Source organism: Microlunatus phosphovorus NM-1 (assembly GCF_000270245.1).
Taxonomy (GTDB): domain Bacteria; phylum Actinomycetota; class Actinomycetes; order Propionibacteriales; family Propionibacteriaceae; genus Microlunatus; species Microlunatus phosphovorus.
This window is the reverse complement of the sequence record NC_015635.1, coordinates 3,119,992-3,142,615: the sequence shown is the minus strand read 5'-3', so window position 1 is coordinate 3,142,615 and position 22,624 is coordinate 3,119,992. Positions and strand designations below refer to the sequence as shown.

The following is a 22,624-nucleotide window of genomic DNA, read 5'->3' as shown; positions in this document are numbered from 1 at the left end:
ATCTGTGTCAACCGCGCAGCGAGCAGTCGAGAACGGGTCTGCATCCGAGCCCAACTCGACCGAGCAACCTGGAGGTCGGCGAAAGTCCACCTCCAGCAATGCTCGTGCCGAACTGCTGGATGTCGCCACCGATGAGTTCGCTCGGATCGGCTACCACGGCGCCCGGGTGGACGAGATCGCCGCTCGCAGCTCTACCACGAAGCGGATGATCTACTACTACTTCGGGGACAAGGACGGGCTCTTCACCGCCGTGCTGGAGCGCGCGTACGCGCAAGCCAGGGCGGGAGAGCGCCAACTGGACTTCTCCAGTCTGGATCCGCTGGAGGCGATCGCCAGGCTGATCGAGCACACCGTGCGCTGGCATGCCGCGCACCCCGAGGTCGGTCGGCTGGTCTCGGCAGAGAATGCGCTCGACGGCATCCACCTGCGCCGCTCGACCGAACAGGCAAGCACCAACCTGCCCGTGATCAAGCTGATGGACGACATCCTGACTCGCGGCCGGGCCGGCGGTGACATCGTCCGGGACGTCGCCGGACTCGATCTGCACCTGCACATCACCGCGCTCGCCCTGTTCCAGGTCACCAATGCCGCGACCATCGAGGCGACGTTCGGCGTCCAGTTGCGGTCCCCGGAACAACTCGACCGGACGGTGGCGATGGTGAGCTCGATGGTCACCACCTGGCTCCGCACACCGGACACCGCCGAACTGGAGCCGTAGCGTCGGAGATACTAGGTGGTCAAAGCATCGTCGCCGAGACGGTACGCTATGCCCCCGAACGGAAGTCTCGTTCCGACGCAGGTGCCCTGCCTGGCTTGCGTCATCGCCCAGCGGACACTGACGTCCTCACAAACTGTGGCACGCCGAATGCCGACCAGCCAACCCCCCGCTGGCTTCGACGACAGGAGTCTGTCATGACTGTCGCCCCTGGCACCCGCCAGAACCCGGTCCAGTTCGCTCAGGCATTCACTGCCGCTGCCAAGCGCGGCCTCTACGACCCCGCGTACGAGCACGACGCCTGCGGTGTCGCGTTCGTCGCCACCCTCAGCGGCGTCCCTAGTCACAGCATCGTCGCCCAGGGCCTGGAGGCACTGCGCAACCTCGACCACCGGGGCGCCACCGGTGCCGATCCGCTGACCGGTGACGGTGCCGGCATCTTGATCCAGGTGCCGGATGCCTTCCTGCGGGCCGTGACCGGCTTCCATCTGCCGGAGCAGAGCGCGTACGCGGTGGGCATGGCCTTCCTGCCGCGCGATGCCGAGGGCGCCGCGCTCGCGAAGCGGCGGATCGGGGCCATCGCCGCCGAGGAGAACCTCGAGGTGCTGGGCTGGCGGGCGGTGCCCAACGACGACAGTTCGTTGTCGGAGCTGACCCGGGCGAACAAGCCACGATTCGAGCAGCTCTTCCTGGCCGCGGCCGACCGCTCGGTGACCGGGATCGCGTTGGACCGGCTCGCCTACGCTGTCCGCCGTCGCGCGCAGCACGAGGTGGGGGTCTACTTCGCCTCGCTGTCGGCGCGTACCCTGGTCTACAAGGGGATGCTGACCACTGAGCAGTTGGACGCGGTCTTCGGGGAGTTGCTCGACGAGCGGATGGCCAGCGCGCTGGCCGTGGTCCACTCGCGGTTCTCCACCAACACCTTCCCGGCCTGGGAACTGGCGCACCCGTTCCGGATGATCGCCCACAACGGCGAGATCAACACCGCGATGGGCAACCGCAACTGGATGCGGGCCCGGGAGACGCTGCTGCGTAGCGACCTGATCCCCGGCGACCTGAATCGGCTGTTCCCGATCTGCGACCCGGACGGCTCCGACTCGGCCTCCTTCGACGAGGTGGTCGAGCTGCTGCACCTGGGCGGTAGGTCACTGCCGCACGCGATGCTGATGATGATCCCGGAGGCCTGGGAGAACAACGACCTGATGGATGCCAAGCGGAGGGACTTCTACGCCTTCCACTCCTGCCTGATGGAGCCGTGGGACGGCCCGGCCGGTGTGGTGTTCACCGACGGCACCCAGATCGGGGCGGTGCTGGACCGCAACGGCCTGCGACCGGGTCGCTATTGGGTGACCGACGACGGTCTGGTGGTGCTCGCCTCCGAGGCCGGGGTGCTGGACATCCCCGCCGAGAAGATCGTGGAGAAGGGCCGACTGCAGCCGGGCCGGATGTTCCTGGCCGATCTGGCCGAGCACCGGCTGATCTCCAACGACGAGATCAAGGACCGGCTAGCCGCGGAGCACCCGTACGGCGAGTGGCTGGCCGCGGGTCGGCTGCTGCTCAATGAGCTCCCCGAGCTGGAGCACGTGGTGCACACCCACTCCTCGGTGGTCCGGCGCCAGCAGATGTTCGGTTACACCGAGGAGGAGCTGCGGCTCATCCTGGCACCGATGGCCACCGCCGGGGCGGAGCCGATCGGGTCGATGGGCACCGACAGCCCGATCGCCGCGTTGAGCGAGAAGCCGCGACTGCTGTTCGACTACTTCGCCCAACTGTTCGCCCAGGTGACCAACCCGCCGCTGGATGCGATCCGCGAAGAACTGGTGACCTCGCTCTACAACACCATCGGGCCGGAGCAGAATCTGCTGACCCCGGGGCCGGCGTCCTGCCGGCGGCTGGTGCTGCCGTTCCCGGTGCTGGACAACGACGCGTTGGCCAAGATCGTCAAGATCAACCGGCACGGGGACCTGCCGGGGTACGCGAGCCATGTGGTCCGCGGCCGCTATGTCGTCAACGGCGGTGCCGAATCGCTGGCCGCCGCGCTGGACGAGGTCTGCGCGGAGGTCTCGGAGGCCATCGCCAACGGCGCCCGGATCATCGTGCTCTCGGACCGGCACTCCAACGCCGAGCTGGCGCCGATCCCGTCGTTGCTGCTGACTGCCGCGGTGCACCACCACCTGGTCCGGGAGAAGACCCGATCCCAGGTCGGTCTGGTGGTCGAGGCCGGCGATGTCCGTGAGGTGCACCACGTCGCGCTGCTGATCGGCTACGGCGCCGCCGGAGTGAACCCGTACCTGGCGATCGAAAGCGTGGAGGACCTGGCCCGGCACGGCGTCTACACCTCCGTCGAGCCGGAGAAGGCGGTCGCCCACCTGGTCAAGGCGCTCGGCAAGGGCGTGCTGAAGGTGATGTCCAAGATGGGCATCTCGACCGTCGCCTCGTATACCGGTGCGCAGATCTTCGAGGCACTCGGCCTGTCGAAGGGACTGGTCGACCGTTATTTCACCGGCACCACCTCCAAGCTGGGCGGCATCGGGCTGACCGAGCTGGCCGAGGAGATCAAGCAGCGGCACCTGCGCGCCTATCCGGCCGACGGCATCCCGCTGGCACACCGGCAACTGCCGGTCGGTGGGGAGTACCAGTGGCGGCGTGAGGGTGAGCCGCACCTGTTCGACCCGGAGACGGTGTTCCGGTTGCAGCACTCCACCCGGTCGGGCCGCTACGACATCTTCAAGCAGTACACCCGACACATCGACGAGCAGGCCGAGCGGCTGATGACGCTGCGCGGGCTGCTCAAATTCGCCTCCGATCGGGAGCCGATTCCGATCGAGGAGGTCGAGCCGGTCAGCGAGATCGTCAAGCGCTTCTCCACCGGCGCGATGTCGTACGGCTCGATCAGTCTTGAGGCGCACCAGACACTGGCCATCGCGATGAACCGGATCGGCGGCAAGTCCAATACCGGTGAGGGCGGGGAGGACTCCGACCGGCTCTACGACCCGGAGCGGCGCAGTGCGATCAAGCAGGTGGCCTCGGGTCGGTTCGGGGTGACCAGCGACTATCTGACCAACGCCGACGACATCCAGATCAAGATGGCCCAGGGCGCCAAGCCGGGCGAGGGTGGTCAGCTGCCCGGCCAGAAGGTCTACCCGTGGGTGGCCAAGACCCGGCACTCGACCCCCGGCGTCGGGCTGATCTCGCCGCCGCCGCACCACGACATCTATTCGATCGAGGATCTCAAGCAGCTGATCCACGACTTGAAGTGCGCCAACCCGTCCGCCCGGATCCACGTCAAACTGGTCGCCGAGGTCGGTGTCGGCACGGTCGCGGCGGGAGTCTCCAAGGCCAAGGCCGATGTGGTGCTGATCTCCGGCCACGACGGCGGCACCGGCGCGGCACCACTGACCTCGCTGAAGCACGCCGGCGGACCGTGGGAACTCGGCCTGGCCGAGACCCAGCAGACGCTGCTGCTGAACGGACTGCGGGACCGGATCGTGGTGCAGGTCGACGGCCAGCTGAAGACCGGTCGCGATGTGGTGATCGGCGCCCTGCTGGGTGCGGAGGAGTTCGGCTTCGCGACCGCCCCGCTGGTGGTCAGTGGCTGCATCATGATGCGGGTCTGCCACCTGGACACCTGCCCGGTGGGCGTCGCCACCCAGAACCAGGAGCTGCGGGCGAAGTTCTCCGGCAAGCCGGAGTTCGTGGTCAACTTCTTCGAGTTCATCGCCGAGGAGGTACGCGAGCACCTGGCTGCGTTGGGCTTCCGGTCGATCGCGGAGGCGGTGGGGCACTCCGAGGTGCTGGACAGCACCGATGCGCGCCGGCACTGGAAGGCCCACGGCCTGGACCTGGCGCCCGTCCTGTACACCCCCGAGCTGGCCGAAGGTGAGTCGCGGCTCAACACCACAAAGCAGGACCACGGCCTCGAGGCGGCCCTGGATCAAGAGCTGATCCGGATCTGCCGGCCCGCGCTGGAGTCGGGCGAGCCGGTCCGGGCCTCCTTGCCGGTGCGGAACGTGCACCGGACCCTGGGAACCATCCTCGGCCACGAGGTGACCAAGGCGACCCGCGGTGAGGGACTGCCGGACGGCACGATCGACATCACTTTGGTCGGTTCGGCCGGGCAGAGCTTCGGCGCCTTCCTGCCGGCGGGGATCACACTGCGGCTGGAAGGGGACAGCAACGACTACCTGGCGAAGGGATTGTCGGGTGGCCGGATCGTCGTCCGCCCCGATCGGGACGCCGGCTTCGTCGCCGAGGACAACATCATCGCCGGCAATGTGATCGGCTACGGCGCGACGTCGGGAGAGATCTTCCTGCGTGGGCAGGTGGGGGAGCGGTTCTGTGTCCGCAACTCCGGTGCCACCGCGGTCGTCGAAGGTCTCGGCGATCACGGCTGTGAATACATGACCGGCGGGCTGGCCCTGGTGCTCGGTCCGACCGGACGCAACATCGCCGCCGGCATGTCGGGCGGCATCGCGTACTTCCTCGATCTCGACCGGGGCCGGCTGAACACCGAGCTGGTCGATCCGCATGAGCCGAGCGAGGCCGATCTGGAGGTCATCCACGAGCTGGTCACCAGGCACGTCGAGGAGACCGAGTCGCCGGTCGGCCAGCGACTGCTGGACGACTGGGATGTCGCCAAGGGCCGTTTCACCAAGGTGCTGCCGCGCGACTACGCCCGGGTGCTGGCGGCACGGGCCCGGGCCGAGTCCGAAGGGCTCGACGAGGCCACCACCACCTCTCGCATGATGGAGGCCGCACATGGCTGATCCCAAAGGCTTCATGAAGACTCCCCGGCTGGTCGCCGAGCGGCGTCCCGCCGCCGAGCGGATCCGCGACTGGAAAGAGGTCTACCCCGGTTCGCCCGGGCGGGCGCTGCTGCCGATCATCTCCGAGCAAGCGGGTCGCTGCATGGACTGCGGCATCCCGTTCTGCCATACCGGCTGCCCGTTGGGCAACCTGATCCCGGAGTGGAACGACCTGGTCTGGCGCAGCGACTGGGACCAGGCGTTGGAGCGGCTGCACGCCACCAACAACTTCCCGGAGTTCACCGGCCGGCTGTGCCCGGCACCGTGTGAGACCGCCTGCGTGGTGGGGATCAACCGGGACCCGGTGACGATCAAGAACGTCGAGGTCTCCATCATCGACCGTGCCTGGGACGAGCGTCGGGTGCAACCGCAGCCGCCGGACTGGCACACCGGCAAGACGGTGGCCGTCGTCGGGTCCGGGCCGGCCGGATTGGCCTGCGCCCAGCAGCTGACCCGGAGCGGACACACGGTTGCGGTGTTCGAGCGGGCCGAGGAACCCGGCGGGCTGCTGCGGTTCGGCATCCCGGAGTTCAAGATGGAGAAGTCCGTGCTGGACCGGCGGATCCGGCAGATGAAGGACGAAGGCACCAACTTCCGCTGCAATGTCGAGATCGGGGTGAAGATCACCGGTCAGCAGCTCAAGCAACGCTATGACGCGGTGGTGATCGCGACCGGCTCGACCATTCCCCGGGACCTGCCGGTGCCGGGCCGCGAGCTGCGTGGCATCCACCAGGCGATGGAGTTCCTGCCGCAGGCCAACCGGGTCGCCCGCGGCATCGAGGTGCCGGACCAGATCACGGCCACCGGCAAGAACGTGGTCATCATCGGCGGCGGTGACACCGGCGCGGACTGCCTTGGCACCTCGATCCGGCAGGGCGCCAAGTCGGTGACCCAGCTGGAGATCCTGCCGACCCCACCCGACGCTCGGCCCGCGCATCAACCCTGGCCGACCTACCCGATGATCTATCGGGTCTCCTCGGCGCACGAGGAGGCAGGGGAGCGGGTCTATTCGGTGTCGACGTCGGAGTTCGTCGGCGACGAGGACGGGAACGTCGCCAAGCTGCGGCTGTCGGAGGTCCGGTTCGAGCAGGGCAAGCTCGTCCCGGTTGAGGGCACCGACCAGGAGCTCGAGGCCGAGTTGGTGCTGCTGGCGATGGGCTTCGTCGGCCCGGAGCGCGACACGGTGATCAGTCAGCTCGAGCTGGCGCTGGACCAACGCGGCAACGTGGCACGCGATCACGACTACGCCACGAACGTGGACGGCGTCTTCGCCTGCGGCGATGCCGGTCGCGGTCAGTCCCTGATCGTGTGGGCCATCGCCGAGGGCCGGGCGTGTGCGGCCGGTGTGGACGCATACCTCTCCGGCTCGACCAAGCTGCCGCGGCCGATCCCGCCGACTGCCCGTCCGATGATGGTGTGAGGTCTATCTCGTTCTCGGCGTGGTAAGTGTTGCCTTACCATTGTCCGATGAATCTCACACGCTCTTGGCGACCTGTCCTATGGCTTCTGACGACTCTGGCTCTGATCGGCGGCGCGCTCGTCGCCACCTCGCCGGCCGCGCGGGCGGCTGACGAACCGACGCTGACGGTGCAGAGCACCGGCCTCACGGTGGGTGGCAAGGTGGCCATCTCGGGCACCGGCTGGACGGTCGGCGACGGCTCGTCCGGCTCCACGATCGCGGTCAAGATCGATGACGGCGCCTATTCACACATCGGCTCCGGCCCACATGCAAACAAGACGGTCTGGGCGATCATCCAGGCCGGCACGGATGGATCGTTCTCGACCACCATCACCCTGCCGACGGCGGCCAACTCGACCCCGGCGTTCGCCCCGGGCACGCACTCCCTGCGCTTCCTCACCGGCAGCCTCAAGGCCGGTGACGTCATCCGGAGCATGTCCAGTGGCAATCTGGCTGTTGCCAAGGCCGCTTCGACCAGCTCGCTGAAGCTGAACAAGACCAAGATCAAGAAGAGCAAGAAGGCCGTTGCCACCGTGCAGGTGAAGTCAGTCGCCACGCCTGGTCCGACCGGTGCGGTGAAGGTCTACAACGGCAAGAAGGTGATCAAGAGCGCGACTTTGAAGGCCTCGGCCAAGGGCACCATCAAGATCACCCTGCCGAAGCTGAAGAAGGGCACTCACAAGATCAAGGCGACGTACGTCGGCAACGGTGTGGCCAAGACGTCGACGAGCAAGGTCATCAAGCTGAAGGTGACGAAGTAGCGGGATCTGACTCTCATCCTGACCCTGAGGGTATTGGTGCGGAATGTGACACAAATGCACCCACGGGGCTGACGTGACACTTGAGGTCTGCTTAGGCTGAGCGCGCCTGGTGTGTCGTTGCCGTGTCGCCCTCTGGAGATTCGATGTCATCCTCAGCCTCAACCTCAGCCCGATTCGTGCGGGTGCTGGCCATCAGCAGCGTGGTCGCGCTCATCGGCTCGGTGTCCGCGCCCGTGCTCGCCAACGCGAGTCCGGGCGCGGACCCGACGACGCCCAACGCGACGGCGAGGAAGGCGGGCGTCGAGTCCGGGAACGCGACGATGGGCTGGCGCGGGGGCGTCCAGCGCTCGGTGGACAAACACGTGGCGACTGGCGGCGACAGCCGAGTTTCCAGCTTCTCCACGGTCACCAAGGCAGGCGACCTGGTGCCGATGACCGGCGTGGTCGGCATCGACGTCGCCAGCTATCAAGGCGTGGTCGACTGGGTCAGCTTCACCAAGGTGAACCGCAGCTTCGTGTTCGTGAAGGCGACGGAGGGCAGCAGCTATCGCAACCCGTACTTCACCTCGCAGTTCGGTGGCGCGAAGGCGGCCGGCATGTTCGCCGGCGCCTATCACTTCGCGAATCCTGGCGGGAAGAGCGGCAAGAAGCAGGCGGAGTATTTCGTCAAGCACGGCGGCAAGTGGACCAAGGACGGCAAGACGCTGCCCGGGGTGCTCGACATCGAGTACAACCCGTACGGCAAGAACATCTGCTACGGCCTGTCGAAGAAGAAGATGGTCTCCTGGATCACGTCCTTCGTGAAGCGGTACAAGAAGCTGACCAAGCGGGACGTGGTGATCTACACCACCGCTGACTGGTGGTCCAAGTGCACCGGCAACAGCAAGAAGTTCAGCAAGACCAATCCACTCTGGGTGGCGCGCTGGACCCCGACCACCGGGCCGGGCAAGCTCCCCGGCGGCTGGCCGTATTACACCTTCTGGCAGTACTCCGCGACGGTGATCGACCAGAACCGGTTCTCCAACAATCTGGACCGGCTCAAGGTGCTGGCGACCCAGACGAAGTGACGCCTGCCTCGCGCGCCCGCCACCACAACTGCATCCTCGTGACCTCCTCGATACTGCGGAACTTGCAACTGACGCAGTAGCCCGGCTGTCCGCGCTCGGGCGGGAATGCGGTTTCGAAGGCCTGGTGATCCTCATCGAACTCGGTGTCGACACTGCTCTGCGTGGTGTACGCGAGGCAGCAGCCGGCCTTGTGGAGGATGCAGACAGCCCCGCCTGGAACAGAGTGCAGTCGCAGGCTGGGCCGGCGGCGCCACGGCGCGCCGGGCAGAGCGAGCGCGTCGTCGATGGTCTGCAGATCCGACCTGCCGACCCGGATGTCCTGCTGATAGACGGCGGCCCCGGCGAAGGAGTCGGCCACCTCGTGCCACAACCCGACCCGCCCGGCCCTGGTCAGCTCGTGCAGCTGCTCCACCAGCGGTGTTGCCGCGACGATCGCGGAGTGAGCCGCGGCCTCAGCCACCTGCCGGGGTGGCGCGACGCGGACGCCGGAGTGGTCGCTCCACCGATGACCTGGCGGCACCACAGCACCGATCGGATTGGCGATCTCCAGCGCATCCGGATAGTCGCCGGGGTGGCACCAGTACGACACCGCATTGGGCGAGACGACCATGGCGGCATCGGCGCCGAGGAGTGCAACGCCGATCCACCACGACATCAGCCCGGCATAGCTGCTGGCCAACTGCATCCCGGCGGCGGCGAGCGGGGTGCCGCCGGTCGTGAGGTCGTCGACCGCCTGAACCAGAGTCCCGGCAACCAGTTCATCGGTGGTGCGGAGAACGTGCGCGGGGCGGTCCCCTCCAGCGAGATGGTCGAGTGTGGCGAGATGGTCGGGGAAGAGGGTGGCGCGATGCCGTTCGGTCCACGCCGCTGGGCTCTCGGCAGGCAGTCTCATCGCTCGCCGTCAACTGACGGCGGCGACCACGTCGTCGACCATTCGATTCAGCTGCAGCAGGTCGCTGCCGTTCCATGCGCCGACGAAGAAGGCACGCTCGGCAGCGACAGGCTTCACCTGCCGCCAGATCTTGGAGCTGAACACCTTCGTCTCGTCGATGTCGACATCATCGTCGGTGGTCACGAAGAGGGTCTGGGCCCCATTCAGCACCTCGAGGGACTCCAGACTGAGCTCGACGTAGCCACTCTCTCCGGCAGGCGGCCACTCAGGTTCGGACAATCCGAGGGAGTAGAACACGGCGTTGTGGATGTCGTCCCGCCGGATCCCGATGAAGCCGCCGGAGTCGAATCGGACCACCCCAACCTGTCCGATCTCACCGAGTTTCGGGGCCAACCGCTCCTTGGCGTCGGCCACCTTGGCGTCGTAGTCCGCGATCGCGTCCAACGCCTGGTCAGATCGGCCCAGGGCGGCGCCGAGGGCGAGGAAGTTGCGCTTGACCTCGTCGATGTCGCGGTAACCCTCCTCGAAGCAGTACGTCGATACTGCCGCTCGGTAGCGCTGGCAATTGTCGGTGTTGTAGTCCGCGCCTACCGCGACGACGAGATCGGGGTCGAGCGCCAGCGCCTTCTCCAGGTCGATCGTCCAGCCGTCGTCGGCGACCACGTTGCGGATCGGATCGTTCTTCGGAGCGAAGTAGGAGGTGCTGATACCGCCGGGCAACGCCGCTGCCACCGGGGTGATGCCGAGGGCGAACAGGTGGGCGTAGATGCTCACCGAGTCGGCGACGACCCGCTGCGACTGGACGGGGATCGTGGTCTCGCCCAGGAAGTCGGTCACCGTGTGAGCGGTTGCCGAGGGGGAGGGTGCCGAGTCGGCGGCCGAACCTGCGCATCCGGCCAGGGTAGCGATCGAGACCGCCAAACCGGCGGCAAGAAGGTCGCGACGGTTGAGCCCGTTGAGTTCGTCGGCCAGTGTGGTCATCGACATGTCGTCCCCCTCGACTCAGGTTCGCCTATCCTAAGCCGTGGGGGACGGTCGTGGGCGACTAACTCTCCGCTTGGTAGCAGTCGACCATCCACGGCACTCCGAACCGGTCGGTGACCATGCCGAAGGCCGGAGCCCAGAAGGTCGCCTGCATCGGCATCGTGACGTCGCCACCCTCACTCAGCGCGGCGAAGACCCGCCCGGCGGTCTCCGAGTCGGGGGCGGTGTAGGAGACGTTGAAGCCCACCTTGGGCCCACCATCGCCGCTCGGGTCGTCGGAACCCATCAGGAGAGCGTCGCCGACCTTGAGCGCGGCGTGCATCACAGCCTCGTCCGGGGCACCCGGCATTCGCTGCTCCGCCGGCACATCACTGTTGCGCATGATCGTGACCTCGCCGCCGAACACCGTCGCGTACTGCTCGAATGCCTCGGCGCAGGTGCCACCGCTGAAGAACAGGTAGGTGTTGAACGTCATCTCATCTCACCTCTCTCGAGTCGGTTCACTTCACCCTACGCCGTAGCTGTGGCGCCCGAGTAGCTCTCGAGCCGGGCCAGGGTGAGCGCGCACCCCAGGAAGCCGAGGGCCTGCAACACCGCGCCGAGCACCTGCGGGATCTCGTTGCCGAAGAAGATCAGCCCGATCAGGTGGAGTGGCGGCCAGCACAGGATTCCGATGGCAGCCAACCGCGGCACCCCTCGAGTTCGCAGCAGCCCGACGGCCACGATGCTGGTGCCGATCAGATTGCCGAGCACGAACAACAGGAACACCCACAAGGTCGTGAGATCTGCTTGCCCGGCGTCGATGACGGAGGCGAACAGGGCGGGATCGCCGCTGTGCTCGGCCATCGCCAAGGTGCGGAAATCGGCATGCAGGACACCGAAGTAGCAGACGTACCCGGCGATCATCAGCGAACCGCCGATCAGCACCGTTCGACTGTGTGGGGCGAGCCGGAACAGGCCGCTGACGGCCGGGATGATCAGGATGCAGCCGATCATCCCGGCGGTGAGCCCGACCCGGACCAGGGATGGATGAGCACCGAACAGGGCGATCGCCTCGGCCCCGGTGTTGTCGCTGCCGCCGCCACGGATTGCCAGCGCGTAGCAGAGATTGGTGATCGCGAAACCCCACGGTGCGAGCAGCATGGCAAGGATGCATCCCCAACGGCGCAGAGTCATGCGGTCACCGCCGCAACGGGCCGCCGGTAGCCGACGAGCACCAGCGTGCTGCCGATCACGGCCAGGGCGATGGCGATGCCGGCGAGCACCTTGGCGATGGTGGGCACGCCGTCGAACAGGAAGGCCGGGACGGCGGTCAGCGCCGACAGCAGCCGGAGCACGATCGCTCCGATGGCGGCGGCCAGTCGGCCGCGCCAGGCCAGCGCGATCAGGATCAGACTGAGCAGACCGAGCGCGGAGCCGATCAGGGCGATCGACATCGGCGGGGTCTGCCCGTCGGTGAGCAGTGGCGACGCCAGGTCGGCGAGGGCGAAGACACCGAGGACGACGAGTCCGGTGCGATAGACGGTAGTGGGCATGAGATGACCTCCTGGTCGGTACGGATCGGCCACTTCGGCCGACGAGACCAGGTTGCGGCCGGGGCGTACCCGATCGCATGGGTCGCGTGGAGCGCCGGCTCGGGAAGTTGCCCGGTCGACCCGGGAAGATCTCCCGTGACGCCGGGAGGTCTGCGGCAGGACACTGGTCGCCATGGGCTGGACACGGGTGCTCGCCGCAGCGCTGGCGGGATCGACGGTCGCGCTGGTCGCGGTCGCCTGGAGTCTTGCGGCCTGGCTGGGCTGGTCGTGGGCGCTCGTGCTCGAGTCGTTCATGATCACCAACGGGATGATGGCGCTGAGTTTCGGGGTCTGCGGCGGCATCCTCGCCTGGCACCGACCGGGCAACCCGATCGGCTGGCTGTTTGCCGTCGGTGCGCTGCTGCAGGCGGTGGCGACATCGGCTCTATCGGTCGGTGACCTCGGGATCCAGTCTGGTACGTCGGAGCCGGTGCTGCGGCTGCTGGTCACGCTGTTCCTCTACAGCTGGCCGTGGGCGATCGGGCTGACCATCCCACTCGCGCTGCTGTTGTTTCCGGACGGTCGTCCGGTGGCACCCGGCTGGCGGGTGGTGGTGATCCTCGTGGTGGTCAGCGCGCCGCTGTTTGCGCTGCAGATGGGCGCAGCGCCCGAGCCGGCCGAGGAGGGCTTCCCGAACGGGTATCTCACGCTGGCCGCCTACGACCAGCTCGGTGCGCTCTGGCGAGTCGCCGACCTGCGTACTGCCGGCGCCTATCTCGCGGCCCTGCTGGCGCTGATCGTCCGCTATCGGCGCGGCTCCGAGCAGGTACGTCGTCAACTGCTCTGGCTGATGGTCGCCCTCGTGCTGGTGATCGCGGCGAATCTGGTGTGGTCGCTGGTCAGCGGCGCGCCGATCGAGGTGCTGCTGGCCATCCCGCTGATCCCGATCGCCGTCACCGTCGCGATCGTGCGGTATCGGCTGCTCGACATCCGGCTGGTCGCCTCCCGCACGGTCAGCTGGTTGCTGCTCACCCTCGGGGTGTTGCTGGCGTACGCGGTCCTGGTCGCCCTGCTGGATCGGTTGGTCGCCGCGCAGCTCGGCCGATCGGCGGCGGTGACCGTGTTGCTGGTGCTGGTGGCGGCCCCGCTGCTGCCCCGGCTGCAGCGGGTGGTGGATCGGGCCATGTACGGCGATCGGGCCGATCCCGCCCGGGTCGTCTCCCGGCTCGGGGTGCAGCTGACCAGCGCATCGGCCGGGATAGCCGGGGTCGTGACGTCGATCCGGCAGGCGCTCAAGCTGCCGTACGCGGCGCTGCTGCACCAGGGGCGGTCGCTGGCGGCGGACGGAGACCGGCCGGCCCGGGTGGAGGTGACCGAGTTGAGTTTCGACGGCGAGGTGATAGCCGAGCTCGAGGTCGGTCTGCGACCCGGCGAGCGCCGGCTCGCCGAGGCGGATCACCGGGTGCTCACGTTGCTGGCCGCGCCGCTGGCGGTGGCTGTCCATGCGATCACTGTGTCGGCCAAGCTGCAGCAGTCGCGCGAGCGGATCGTCGAGGCTCGGGAGGAGGAGCGGCGGCGGTTGCGTCGGGAACTGCACGACGGCCTGGGCCCAACCCTGACCGGGATCGCGTTCGCCGCCGATGCGGCCGCCAACCACGTCGGCGACGCCGATCGGGTCACCGAGCTGCTGGCCTCGCTGCGCCGCGACACCCGTACTGCGTTGGCCGACGTGCGGCGGGTGGTCGACGACCTGCGGCCGCCGGCTCTCGACGAGCTCGGCCTGGTCGATGCCCTGCGCCAACGCGCCGACCAACTGAGCTGGCGCTCCGACGGTGCGCCGGTTCAGGTTCAGGTGGAGGTGCCGGTCGAGATCCCGCCGCTGCCTGCGGCGGTGGAGGTGGCCGCGTACCGGATCGCGACCGAGGCGCTGACCAACATCGCTCGTCATTCCGGCGCGGCTGCTGCCGTCGTCTGTCTGCAATGTGTCGACGGTCTGCAGCTGAGCATCACCGACGACGGGCCGCCGAATGGTCCCTGGCGGCCGGGCGTCGGTCTGCAGTCGATGCGGGAGCGGGCGGTCGAGCTGGGTGGCACGTTCGATGCGGGCCCGACCCCGGACGGTGGATCGGTCCGCGCGACGATTCCTTTTGCGGCAAGTCCGATGGGAGCGACTCCGATGGGAGCGACGACGTGAGCGGGTTGCGGGTGATCGTGGCCGACGACCATCCGGTGGTCCGGGCCGGGCTGACGGCGCTGCTGGCATCGCTGCCCGACATCGAGGTGGTGGCCGTGGCCGCCGACGGCCGGGACGCGGTGAAGGAGACGGTGCTGCACCGGCCGGACGTCGCCATCCTGGACCTGCAGATGCCGGAGGTCGACGGGTTCGCAGCCACCCGTGAGATCAGCCGACTGGCCCCCGAGGTGGCCGTGCTGGTGCTGACCATGTTCGACGACGAGGACTCGGTGTTCACCGCAATGCGGGCCGGTGCCCGCGGCTATGTGGTGAAAGGAGCAGAGCAGGAAGAGATCGCACGGGCCATTCAGGCGGTCGCCGCGGGTGAGGCGATCTTCTCGCCCGGGGTAGCGCAGCGGGTGCTGCGGTTCTTCTCCGCGCCGCCGCGGGTCAGCGATCCGTTTCCCGAGCTGACCGCCCGCGAGCGGGAGATTCTGGTGCTGCTGGCGGGCAATCTCGGCAATGCCGCTATCGCCGCCCGACTGGGGCTGTCGCCGAAGACCGTGTCCAACCACCTGTCCTCGATCTTCACCAAGCTCTGTGTCGCCGACCGTGCGGGGGCGATCCTGCGGGCTCGCGAAGCTGGGATCGACGGCGGGTGATACTTCAGATATGACCGATTCCGAGGATGCCCGCCAATCGGTGCGTGAGCTCGAGGACTCGATTCGGACCGATTTGCGGGATGCGTTGACGTACGGCGGCTATCTCGATCTTGATCGACTGCTGCATGCGCAGCACCCGCGGAGTTCGCCGGAACACCACGACGAGCTGTTGTTCATCGTCCAGCACCAGACCAGCGAGCTATGGCTGAAGCTGGCGCTGCACGAGCTCCGGGCTGCGAGGCAGGACCTGGTCGACGACCACCTCGAGCATGCCCTGAAGTGCCTGGCCCGGGTGAAGAACATCCAACGCACCCTGATCGAGCAATGGTCCGTGCTGGCCACCTTGACGCCGCGCGAGTACGCCGAGTTCCGTGACTCGCTCGCGAACGCCTCGGGCTTCCAGTCCTTCCAGTACCGGGCCATCGAGTTCGTGCTCGGCAACAAGAACGCCCGGATGCTGGAGCTGTTCGTTGCCGATCCGGAGGCGCATGCGCTGCTGACCAAGCTGCTGGAGGAGCCCACGCTGTATGACGCATTCCTCGGGTTGCTGGCCCGCTCCGGCTATCCGGTGCCCGAGGAGATCCTGACTCGCGACCATCGCGAGCCCTGGCGCTTCCAGCCGGCACTGGTGCCGATCTTCCGGCGGATCTACGAGTCGACCGAGGCGCCGTGGGGCCTGTACGAGGCCTGCGAGAGCCTGGTCGATGTCGAGGACAACTTCCAGCTCTGGCGGTTCCGGCACCTGCGTACGGTGCAGCGCACCATCGGGTTCAAGACCGGCACCGGTGGCTCGTCCGGTGTCGGCTTCCTTCGCAAGGCTTTGGATCTGACGTTCTTCCCCGAGCTGTACGCGGTGCGCACCGAGATCGGCACCTGATGCTGCTGGCTGGGCTGCGTGATCATCATGTGCACCTGGGACTGGTGGACACGGATGCAGTCGGCGGGTCCGTGCTCAGCGCGGTGGATGACCTGGGCTGGAACCTGGATCGGGCTAAGGAGTGGCGCCGCCGGGGGCCCGGTGGGCTGCGGGTGCGGGTCACCGGGCCGTTCCTGACTGCTCCGGATGGTTATCCGTTCGGTCGTTCCTGGGCGCCGCCGGGCGGGGTGGTGGCGATCGACTCGGCCCGGACAGGGGTGGCCGTGGTGGAGGCACTGGCCGACAGCGTGGACCTGATCAAAGTCGTGCTGCACAGCGGGATGCCGCTGCTCGGCGATCAGGAGCTGGCCGCGGTGGTGGCGACCGCCCACCGGTGGGGCAAGCCGGTAGTCGCCCATGCGGAAGGGGAAGGGCAGACGCTTCGAGCGCTGGCCGCCGGGATGGATGTGCTGGCTCACACGCCGTGGACCGAGCGACTCTCGGATGAGCTGGTGGCTGCCCTGAGCCGTGGCGTGGTCATGATCAGTTCACTGGCGATCCAGCTCGGCGACGAGGAGTCGTACGCTGTCGCCGTCGACAACCTGGCCCGCTTCCATCGCGCCGGCGGACAGGTCCGCTACGGCACCGATCTGGGCAATGGATCCCGGCCACCGGGTCTTGATCTTGACGAGCTCCAGGGGCTCGTCGATGCCGGGCTGGGTGTCGAAGCGATCATGGAGGCCATCGCGACGGCGGACCAAGTGCCCGGTTGGCTGACCTGGAGTCCGCAGGAGCCACCGCGATCGACGAGCGAGATCGTGGACTGGTTCGCCACCGTACGACGATGCCGGGCTGATGAGCTGGCCGATGAGCTGGAAGGAGTCGCCTGGTGAGTGAGCTGAGCCGGACGCCTAGGGAGTTGGACGCGGGGGAGTTGGACGCGGCCGATCCGCTGGGCAGGTTCCGTCGGCACTTCGCCGGTGCCGAGGACGGCGTGGTCGCCTATCTGGACGGCAATTCGCTGGGACGCCCGGTGATCGGCGCGTCCGATCGGCTGACCGAGTTCGTCAACGAGGTCTGGAGCGGGCGGCTGATCCGGGCCTGGGACGAGAGCTGGATGGATGAACCGACGGTGCTGGGCGATCGGCTGGGGGAGGTCGTGCTCGGTGCTGGGCGGGGGCAGACAGTGATCGGTGACTCCACGTCTGTGCTGCTGTACAAGCTGATCCGGGCGGCCGTCGACGCCGATCCGAGCCGCACCGAGATCGTCGTGGATCGAGAGAACTTTCCCACCGACCGGTTCATCCTGCAGGGCATCGCTGCGGAACGAGGCCTTACCCTGCGCTGGCTGGAACCGGACCGAACTGGTGGGGTTCGGCCGGCCGAACTGGCGGAGGTGCTGACCGATCGGACCGCGCTCGTGGTGTTGAGCCATGTGGCGTACCGCTCGGGTTTCCTGGCCGACGCCGCGGCGATCACCACAATGGCGCACCGGGCCGGGGCGCTGATTCTGTGGGACGTCTGCCACTCGGTCGGATCGGTGCCGCTGCGGCTGGACGACTGGCAGGTGGATCTGGCGGTTGGCTGCACGTACAAGTACCTCAACGGTGGACCGGGATCACCCGCGTTCTGTTACGTCCGAGCCGACCTGCAGTCCAGGCTGCAGCAGCCGATCTGGGGATGGATGGGCGCGGACGACCCCTTCGCGATGGGCCCTGACTACCGGCCGGCGGACGGCATCCGCAGATTTCTCACCGGTACGCCGCCGATCGTCGCCATGCAGCCACTGAAGCTGATGCTGGAGCTGATTGCTGACGCCGGCATCGACGCCATCCGGGCCAAGTCGATCGTGCTCACCGAGTACGCGGTGGAACTGGTGGACGAGCGACTGGCATCGCTGGGCGTGACCTTGGCGAGCCCACGGGATCCGGACTGCCGCGGCTCACATGTCACGATCGAGCACCCCCGGTTCCGGGAGGTCTGCGCCCAGCTCTGGCAGCGTGGTGTGATCCCTGACTTCCGTGCTCCGAATGGCATCCGCATCGGTCTGTCACCGCTGAGCACCAGTTTCGCCGAGCTCGAGCTCGGCATCGACGCGATTCGCACTGTTCTGCGAGACGCCGGTGCGTGACAGGCTGATGGTATGAGCGCACAACTGAAGACACTGCTCGCCCGTCACGTCGAGGCCGACACGATTCCTGGTGCAGTGGCGCTGATCTGCGGTCCGGACGGTGACCCTGAGGTGGTGACCGTGGGGTCGGCTGTCGTCGGTGGTCCAGCCATCCAGGCCGACGCGATCATGAGGATCCAATCAATGACCAAGGCCATCACCACCGTGGCGGCGCTGCGTCTGGTCGAGTCGGGACAGCTCGGACTCGATGATCCTGTGGACACCTGGCTGCCCGAGCTGGCGAACCGGCGGGTGCTGACCTCGCCAACCGCCGAGCTGTCCGAGACCGTGCCAGCTGCGCGGCCGATCACGCTGCGACACCTGCTGACCAACACCAGCGGGTACGGGATGGAGTGGGCCCTGTCGCCGCTGCAGCGTGCGATGGCGGAGAACGGTACCGAGGCCGGGGCGGAACCGGTCAGCTGCGGCGCCGGCGAGTGGTTGAGCCGGCTGACCGAGCTGCCGCTGGCCTTCCAGCCGGGCGAGGGCTGGCGCTATCACCACTCCTTCGGGATCTTGGGCATCTTGATCTCGCGGATCACCGGTCGACCGACCGGGGACCACCTCCGCGACGATCTGTTCGAGCCACTCGGGATGACCGACACCGCGTTCTGGGGTGCCGACCGAGAAGACGGATCGGCTATCGCCTGCCTATCGGTTCGACGACACCGGATTGGTCGAGACCGAGCCGGCCGGCGGGGGCTTCTATGCCGGGCCACCCCCCTTCGACGTCGACCATGCCGAGTTGGTGTCGACCGTAGGTGACTACTACCGATTCCTGCGGCTGCTCGTCGATGGTGGGGTGGTCGATGGCCGGCGTCTGCTGTCGGTTGAGCATGTCCGGGCGATGACCACCGACCAGGTCCCGGCGAGTGTGAAGACCCCGGACAGCTTCCTCCCCGGATTCTGGGACGGGATGGGCTGGGGCTTCGGCGTCTGCGTCCAACTCGCCGGTCCGCATGCCGGGCGGTACGGCTGGTCCGGCGGCCAGGGCACCGACTTCCTCGTCGATCCGGATGGCCGGATCAGCATCCTGCTCACCCAGGTCGAACTGTGTGATCCGATCTGGGGTCTCTTCATGGAGTTCCAGGAGATCGGGTAGCTGACAAGCTCACTGCACCCCGACCTCAGGCCGGGTTTCGCCCAGTTCGGCGTACTCGTCGTCGGTGAACAGCCGGGACCTGATCAGGAACCGGAAGCCGGTCGGGCCCTCGAGTGAGAAGCCGGCACCCCGGCCGGGGACGATGTCGATCGTGAGGTGGGTGTGCCGCCAGTAAGCGAACTGGGACGCGCTCATCCACACCTCGACCGGCTCGTCCAGCCCGACGTCGATGGTGCCGAGGAACGCGTCCGCGTCGCTGGTCCAGAAGTCGCCCTTCGGATAGCACATCGGGGAGGATCCGTCGCAGCAGCCGCCGGACTGGTGGAACATCACCGGACCGTGCTCGGCAGTGAGGCGGCGGATCATCTCCGCCGCCTCCGCCGAGACGTCGACGCGCCTGGCGTTCACGTCGTCGCCCAGTCCATCGGCCCACCCATCAGTGCCCGCCCATCAGAAGAAGCCCAGCGCGTTGGGTGAGTAGGACACCAACAGGTTCTTCGTCTGCTGATAGTGGTCGAGCATCATCGCGTGGTTCTCCCGACCGATGCCCGAGCCCTTGTAGCCGCCGAAGGCCGCATGCGCCGGGTAGGCGTGGTAGCAGTTGGTCCAGACCCGGCCGGCCTGGATGTCGCGACCGGCCCGGTAGGCGGTGTTGATGTCGCGGGACCAGACCCCGGCCCCGAGCCCGTACAAGGTGTCGTTGGCGATCTCGATGGCGTCGTCGTAATCGTCGAATCCGGTGACTGCGACCACGGGGCCGAAGATCTCCTCCTGGAAGATTCGCATCTTGTTGTGACCCTGGAAGATCGTCGGCGCCACGTAGTAGCCGCCGGACAGGTCGCCGCCGAGGTCGACCCGCTCACCACCGGTGATGATCCTGGCGCCCTCCTCGGCGCCGATCTGGATGTAGGACAGGATCTTCTCCAGCTGGTCGTTGCTGGCCTGGGCACCCATCATCGTCTCGGTGTCCAGCGGGTTGCCCTGCAGGATGTTCTTGGTCCGCTCGGTGGCGGCGGGCAGGAACGAGTCGATGATCGAGTTCTGGATCAGCGCCCGGCTCGGGCAGGTGCAGACCTCACCCTGATTGAGGGCGAACATCGCGAATCCCTCGAGACACTTGTCGTAGAAGGCATCCTCCTTGGCGCTGACATCGTCGAAGAAGATGTTCGGGCTCTTGCCGCCGAGCTCGAGGGTGACCGGGATGAGGTTCTGGCTGGCGTACTGCATGATCAGCCGGCCGGTGGTGGTCTCGCCGGTGAACGCGATCTTGCGGATCCGGCTGGACGAGGCGAGCGGCTTGCCGGCCTCGACCCCGAATCCGTTGACGACGTTCAGCACGCCGGGCGGCAGCAGGTCGGCGATCAGCTCGATCAGCAGCATGATCGACGCCGGGGTCTGCTCGGCGGGCTTCAGGACGACCGCGTTGCCGGCGGCCAGCGCCGGGGCCAGCTTCCAGGTCGCCATCAGGATCGGGAAGTTCCACGGGATGATCTGACCGACCACGCCCAGCGGCTCATGGAAGTGGTAGGCGACGGTGTCCTCGTCGATCTGGGAGATGTGACCTTCCTGGGCTCTCAGCACCCCGGCGAAGTAGCGGAAGTGGTCCACGGCCAGCGGGAGATCGGCGGCCAGCGTCTCGCGTACGGCCTTGCCGTTGTCCCAGGTCTCGCCGACGGCGAGCATCTCCAGGTTCGCCTCGATCCGGTCGGCGATCTTGTTCAAGATGTTGGCTCGCTCGTTCGGCGCGGTCTTGCCCCAGGCCGGGGCAGCCGCATGGGCGGCGTCGAGGGCGAGCTCGATGTCCTCGGCGGTGCCTCTGGCTATCTCGCAGAAGGTCTTGCCGGTGACCGGCGACGGGTTCTCGAAGTACTGACCCTTGACCGGCGGGACCCACTCGCCGCCGATCCAATTGTCGTAGCGGGACTTGTAGCTGACGACAGAGCCCTCGGTGTTCGGTGCTGCGTAGACGCTCATCTGTGACTTCCTTGTCGGGTCGAGAGCGACCGATTGGTCGTTCATCTCGCACGTTAGGTCGCCCTACGTTGCAGCACGGTTGCGAAAATCGTGACGCAGGCCACACAGACTTAAGACTTGGCTGAACTCCGGCGAAGAAGGTGTTTACCGCAGGCCCAGATCGAGTTTGACCAGGTGCTCGGTCACTTCCGGCAGTCGCGACGACGACGGTGACAAGACGGCGAGGGCACGTGACCAGACGTCGAAGTCCTCCCGCCCATAGGGCGTGTCGGCGAACGCCAGCAGCGCATCAGGATCGTCGCCGGCAAGCAGCCTGCCGCGAAGCTGCCGATGCAGATCCTCGCGGAGTTGCTCCACTCCGGGGGCGCGGGAGGCCGGCAGCACGGGTCCGCGGTAGCGTGCCACCGCTTGGCGTAGCCGACCCGCCGCAAGGTCCGCGCGAAGATCATCGACATCGGTGGAGAGCCGGGGGAGTCGATAGGGCCGTGAGTGCAGGGGGAAGGGGCCCAACTGCGAGCGCAGCCGGGACAACTCTGCTCGGATGGTGACCATGGCCTGGTCGTCATCGCTCAGCGCGACCCCGAGCTCGGCACTGGACAGACCGTCGGCCGAGGTGGCCAGGAGCAGCATGATCTCGCTGTGCCGCAGACTCAGCTCCGTGGTCGTGCCCGGGTAGGAGAAGAGTGCCGAACGGCGGCCGAGCACCTCCAGCCGCGGCAGGGTCGACGAACTGTCGCGTGCGCCGGCCGCTGCGACAGACGGGGAGACCAACCGGCTGATCCGCAGCTCCGCCTCCACGGCTGCGACGGTGGCTCGGACCAGCGCGAGGGTCTGCGGTCCGGCGACCTCCGGCCCGCCGGTCAGGTCCAGCACCCCGAGGATCGCACCGGTGTCGGGCTCACGGATCGGTGCCGCCGAGCAGCTCCAGGGCGTGACGGGCCGGAGCAGGTGCTCCGGTCCGAAGATCTGCACCGGGCGGCCCAGGGCGAGTGCCGTGCCGGGCGCGTTGGTGCCTGCGGAGTTCTCACTCCAGTCCGCCCCGGGCAGGAAGTTCATCTGTTCTGCCCGGGCTCGCAGCACCGGGTCACCCTCCACCCAGAGCAGTTGCCCGGCGGCGTCGCTGACCGCCACCAGCAGACCGGCCTCGGCGGCGTCTTCGACCAGCAGCCGCCGGATCACCGGCATCGCGATGGCCAGTGGATGCAGGGCGCGGGCGTCGGCCAGTCGGGCGTCGTCCAGCGGTAGGCGGGCCAGCGAGTGCTCAGGATCCACCCCACTGCGGACGCTGCGCCGCCAGGAGTCCGAGACGACGGCACGGAGGGCGGGGTCGATTGCGCCCGAGCTCACGAAGCTGTCATGCAGCGCATTGAGGTGCCGGCTCAGGCGTCCGGGATCAGCGCCCGGCGGGATCGCCAGGGCGTCGCGTCGACCCATGCCCTAAACCATAGCCGCGCTGCCGCGGCCGCGGGCGCGAAGCATCAGAGGCGAAG

General features: G+C 67.6%; 20 protein-coding genes. 12 read left to right on the top strand and 8 right to left on the bottom strand.

The genetic code is table 11. The features are described from left to right. Positions 1–4: 4 nt before the first annotated feature. The 5 genes from MLP_RS14080 to MLP_RS14060 all read left to right on the top strand — a co-directional run bounded on the left by MLP_RS14080 (position 5) and on the right by MLP_RS14060 (position 8,807). Positions 5–718 (top strand): TetR family transcriptional regulator, encoded by a 714-nt coding sequence (locus tag MLP_RS14080; protein WP_013863796.1) that lies wholly within the window; start codon positions 5–7, stop codon positions 716–718. Between the two features lie 194 nt (positions 719–912). Next, positions 913–5,481 carry a glutamate synthase large subunit gene (gltB, locus tag MLP_RS14075; protein WP_013863795.1) on the top strand — a complete coding sequence of 1,523 codons (4,569 nt, stop codon included), beginning with the start codon at positions 913–915 and terminating at the stop codon, positions 5,479–5,481. Beyond that, entirely contained in the window at positions 5,474–6,940 is a 1,467-nt protein-coding gene (locus MLP_RS14070; protein WP_013863794.1) for a glutamate synthase subunit beta, read from the top strand. Before gltB ends, MLP_RS14070 begins: the two co-directional genes overlap by 8 nt. Before the next feature lie 47 nt (positions 6,941–6,987). Further along, positions 6,988–7,740, top strand: coding sequence for an Ig-like domain-containing protein (locus tag MLP_RS14065; RefSeq protein WP_013863793.1), 753 nt, complete (start codon positions 6,988–6,990; stop codon positions 7,738–7,740). A gap of 143 nt (positions 7,741–7,883) precedes the next feature. Next, positions 7,884–8,807, top strand: a complete 924-nt coding sequence (locus MLP_RS14060) for a GH25 family lysozyme (RefSeq protein WP_013863792.1) — start codon at positions 7,884–7,886, stop codon at positions 8,805–8,807. Here MLP_RS14060 and MLP_RS14055 read toward each other — a convergent pair. The 5 genes from MLP_RS14055 to MLP_RS14035 are packed head-to-tail and all read right to left on the bottom strand — an operon-like array spanning position 8,779 to position 12,218. Then, a complete protein-coding gene (locus MLP_RS14055; RefSeq protein WP_013863791.1) occupies positions 8,779–9,699 on the bottom strand; it encodes a hypothetical protein in 921 nt (306 codons plus the stop codon). The genes MLP_RS14060 and MLP_RS14055 overlap by 29 nt on opposite strands. Positions 9,700–9,708: 9 nt before the next feature. Beyond that, complete coding sequence (locus MLP_RS14050) at positions 9,709–10,686, bottom strand: ABC transporter substrate-binding protein (RefSeq protein ID WP_013863790.1); 978 nt, start codon at positions 10,684–10,686, stop codon at positions 9,709–9,711. A gap of 58 nt (positions 10,687–10,744) precedes the next feature. Further along, the gene (locus tag MLP_RS14045) at positions 10,745–11,158 is read right to left on the bottom strand and encodes a VOC family protein (protein WP_013863789.1); all 414 of its coding nucleotides are present in this window, start codon (positions 11,156–11,158) and stop codon (positions 10,745–10,747) included. Positions 11,159–11,193: 35 nt separating this feature from the next. Beyond that, the gene (locus MLP_RS14040) at positions 11,194–11,859 is read right to left on the bottom strand and encodes a hypothetical protein (RefSeq protein WP_156821159.1); all 666 of its coding nucleotides are present in this window, start codon (positions 11,857–11,859) and stop codon (positions 11,194–11,196) included. Further along, entirely contained in the window at positions 11,856–12,218 is a 363-nt protein-coding gene (locus MLP_RS14035) for a hypothetical protein (RefSeq protein WP_013863787.1), read from the bottom strand. The genes MLP_RS14040 and MLP_RS14035 overlap by 4 nt, the downstream gene beginning before the upstream one ends. 172 nt (positions 12,219–12,390) lie before the next feature. Here MLP_RS14035 and MLP_RS28980 point away from each other — a divergent pair, with 172 nt between their 5' ends. The 7 genes from MLP_RS28980 to MLP_RS29245 are packed head-to-tail and all read left to right on the top strand — an operon-like array spanning position 12,391 to position 19,160. Then, complete coding sequence (locus MLP_RS28980; protein WP_013863786.1) at positions 12,391–14,391, top strand: sensor histidine kinase; 2,001 nt, start codon at positions 12,391–12,393, stop codon at positions 14,389–14,391. Next, positions 14,388–15,032, top strand: a complete 645-nt coding sequence (locus tag MLP_RS14025; protein WP_013863785.1) for a response regulator transcription factor — start codon at positions 14,388–14,390, stop codon at positions 15,030–15,032. The genes MLP_RS28980 and MLP_RS14025 overlap by 4 nt, the downstream gene beginning before the upstream one ends. Positions 15,033–15,042: 10 nt before the next feature. Then, positions 15,043–15,909, top strand: a complete 867-nt coding sequence (locus MLP_RS14020) for a tryptophan 2,3-dioxygenase (RefSeq protein ID WP_013863784.1) — start codon at positions 15,043–15,045, stop codon at positions 15,907–15,909. Beyond that, complete coding sequence (locus MLP_RS14015) at positions 15,909–16,781, top strand: amidohydrolase family protein (protein WP_013863783.1); 873 nt, start codon at positions 15,909–15,911, stop codon at positions 16,779–16,781. Before MLP_RS14020 ends, MLP_RS14015 begins: the two co-directional genes overlap by 1 nt. Next, positions 16,778–18,019 (top strand): kynureninase, encoded by a 1,242-nt coding sequence (gene kynU / locus MLP_RS14010; RefSeq protein WP_013863782.1) that lies wholly within the window; start codon positions 16,778–16,780, stop codon positions 18,017–18,019. The genes MLP_RS14015 and kynU overlap by 4 nt, the downstream gene beginning before the upstream one ends. Positions 18,020–18,031: 12 nt before the next feature. Continuing rightward, positions 18,032–18,823 carry a serine hydrolase domain-containing protein gene (locus MLP_RS14005; protein WP_013863781.1) on the top strand — a complete coding sequence of 264 codons (792 nt, stop codon included), beginning with the start codon at positions 18,032–18,034 and terminating at the stop codon, positions 18,821–18,823. Then, a complete protein-coding gene (locus tag MLP_RS29245) occupies positions 18,732–19,160 on the top strand; it encodes a serine hydrolase (protein ID WP_197536416.1) in 429 nt (142 codons plus the stop codon). The genes MLP_RS14005 and MLP_RS29245 overlap by 92 nt, the downstream gene beginning before the upstream one ends. A 9-nt stretch (positions 19,161–19,169) precedes the next feature. Here MLP_RS29245 and MLP_RS14000 read toward each other — a convergent pair whose 3' ends face one another. The 3 genes from MLP_RS14000 to MLP_RS13990 all read right to left on the bottom strand — a co-directional run bounded on the left by MLP_RS14000 (position 19,170) and on the right by MLP_RS13990 (position 22,568). Beyond that, the gene (locus MLP_RS14000; RefSeq protein WP_013863779.1) at positions 19,170–19,568 is read right to left on the bottom strand and encodes a DUF779 domain-containing protein; all 399 of its coding nucleotides are present in this window, start codon (positions 19,566–19,568) and stop codon (positions 19,170–19,172) included. A gap of 42 nt (positions 19,569–19,610) precedes the next feature. Continuing rightward, positions 19,611–21,134, bottom strand: a complete 1,524-nt coding sequence (gene adh, locus MLP_RS13995) for an aldehyde dehydrogenase (RefSeq protein ID WP_013863778.1) — start codon at positions 21,132–21,134, stop codon at positions 19,611–19,613. Between the two features lie 144 nt (positions 21,135–21,278). Continuing rightward, positions 21,279–22,568, bottom strand: coding sequence for a GAF domain-containing protein (locus MLP_RS13990; protein WP_013863777.1), 1,290 nt, complete (start codon positions 22,566–22,568; stop codon positions 21,279–21,281). Between the last annotated feature and the right edge of the window lie 56 nt (positions 22,569–22,624).

Bases quoted from the DNA above. Each gene is read 5' to 3' on its own strand.
- gltB (WP_013863795.1), top strand. From the start codon at position 913: ATGACTGTCGCCCCTGGCACCCGCCAGAACCCGGTCCAGTTCGCTCAG.
- MLP_RS14070 (WP_013863794.1), top strand. From the start codon at position 5,474: ATGGCTGATCCCAAAGGCTTCATGAAGACTCCCCGGCTGGTCGCCGAG.
- MLP_RS14065 (WP_013863793.1), top strand. From the start codon at position 6,988: ATGAATCTCACACGCTCTTGGCGACCTGTCCTATGGCTTCTGACGACT.
- MLP_RS14060 (WP_013863792.1), top strand. From the start codon at position 7,884: ATGTCATCCTCAGCCTCAACCTCAGCCCGATTCGTGCGGGTGCTGGCC.
- MLP_RS14055 (WP_013863791.1), bottom strand. From the start codon at position 9,699: ATGAGACTGCCTGCCGAGAGCCCAGCGGCGTGGACCGAACGGCATCGC.
- MLP_RS14050 (WP_013863790.1), bottom strand. From the start codon at position 10,686: ATGTCGATGACCACACTGGCCGACGAACTCAACGGGCTCAACCGTCGC.
- MLP_RS14045 (WP_013863789.1), bottom strand. From the start codon at position 11,158: ATGACGTTCAACACCTACCTGTTCTTCAGCGGTGGCACCTGCGCCGAG.
- MLP_RS14040 (WP_156821159.1), bottom strand. From the start codon at position 11,859: ATGACTCTGCGCCGTTGGGGATGCATCCTTGCCATGCTGCTCGCACCG.
- MLP_RS14035 (WP_013863787.1), bottom strand. From the start codon at position 12,218: ATGCCCACTACCGTCTATCGCACCGGACTCGTCGTCCTCGGTGTCTTC.
- MLP_RS28980 (WP_013863786.1), top strand. From the start codon at position 12,391: ATGGGCTGGACACGGGTGCTCGCCGCAGCGCTGGCGGGATCGACGGTC.
- MLP_RS14020 (WP_013863784.1), top strand. From the start codon at position 15,043: ATGACCGATTCCGAGGATGCCCGCCAATCGGTGCGTGAGCTCGAGGAC.
- MLP_RS14015 (WP_013863783.1), top strand. From the start codon at position 15,909: ATGCTGCTGGCTGGGCTGCGTGATCATCATGTGCACCTGGGACTGGTG.
- MLP_RS14005 (WP_013863781.1), top strand. From the start codon at position 18,032: ATGAGCGCACAACTGAAGACACTGCTCGCCCGTCACGTCGAGGCCGAC.
- adh (WP_013863778.1), bottom strand. From the start codon at position 21,134: ATGAGCGTCTACGCAGCACCGAACACCGAGGGCTCTGTCGTCAGCTAC.
- MLP_RS13990 (WP_013863777.1), bottom strand. From the start codon at position 22,568: ATGGGTCGACGCGACGCCCTGGCGATCCCGCCGGGCGCTGATCCCGGA.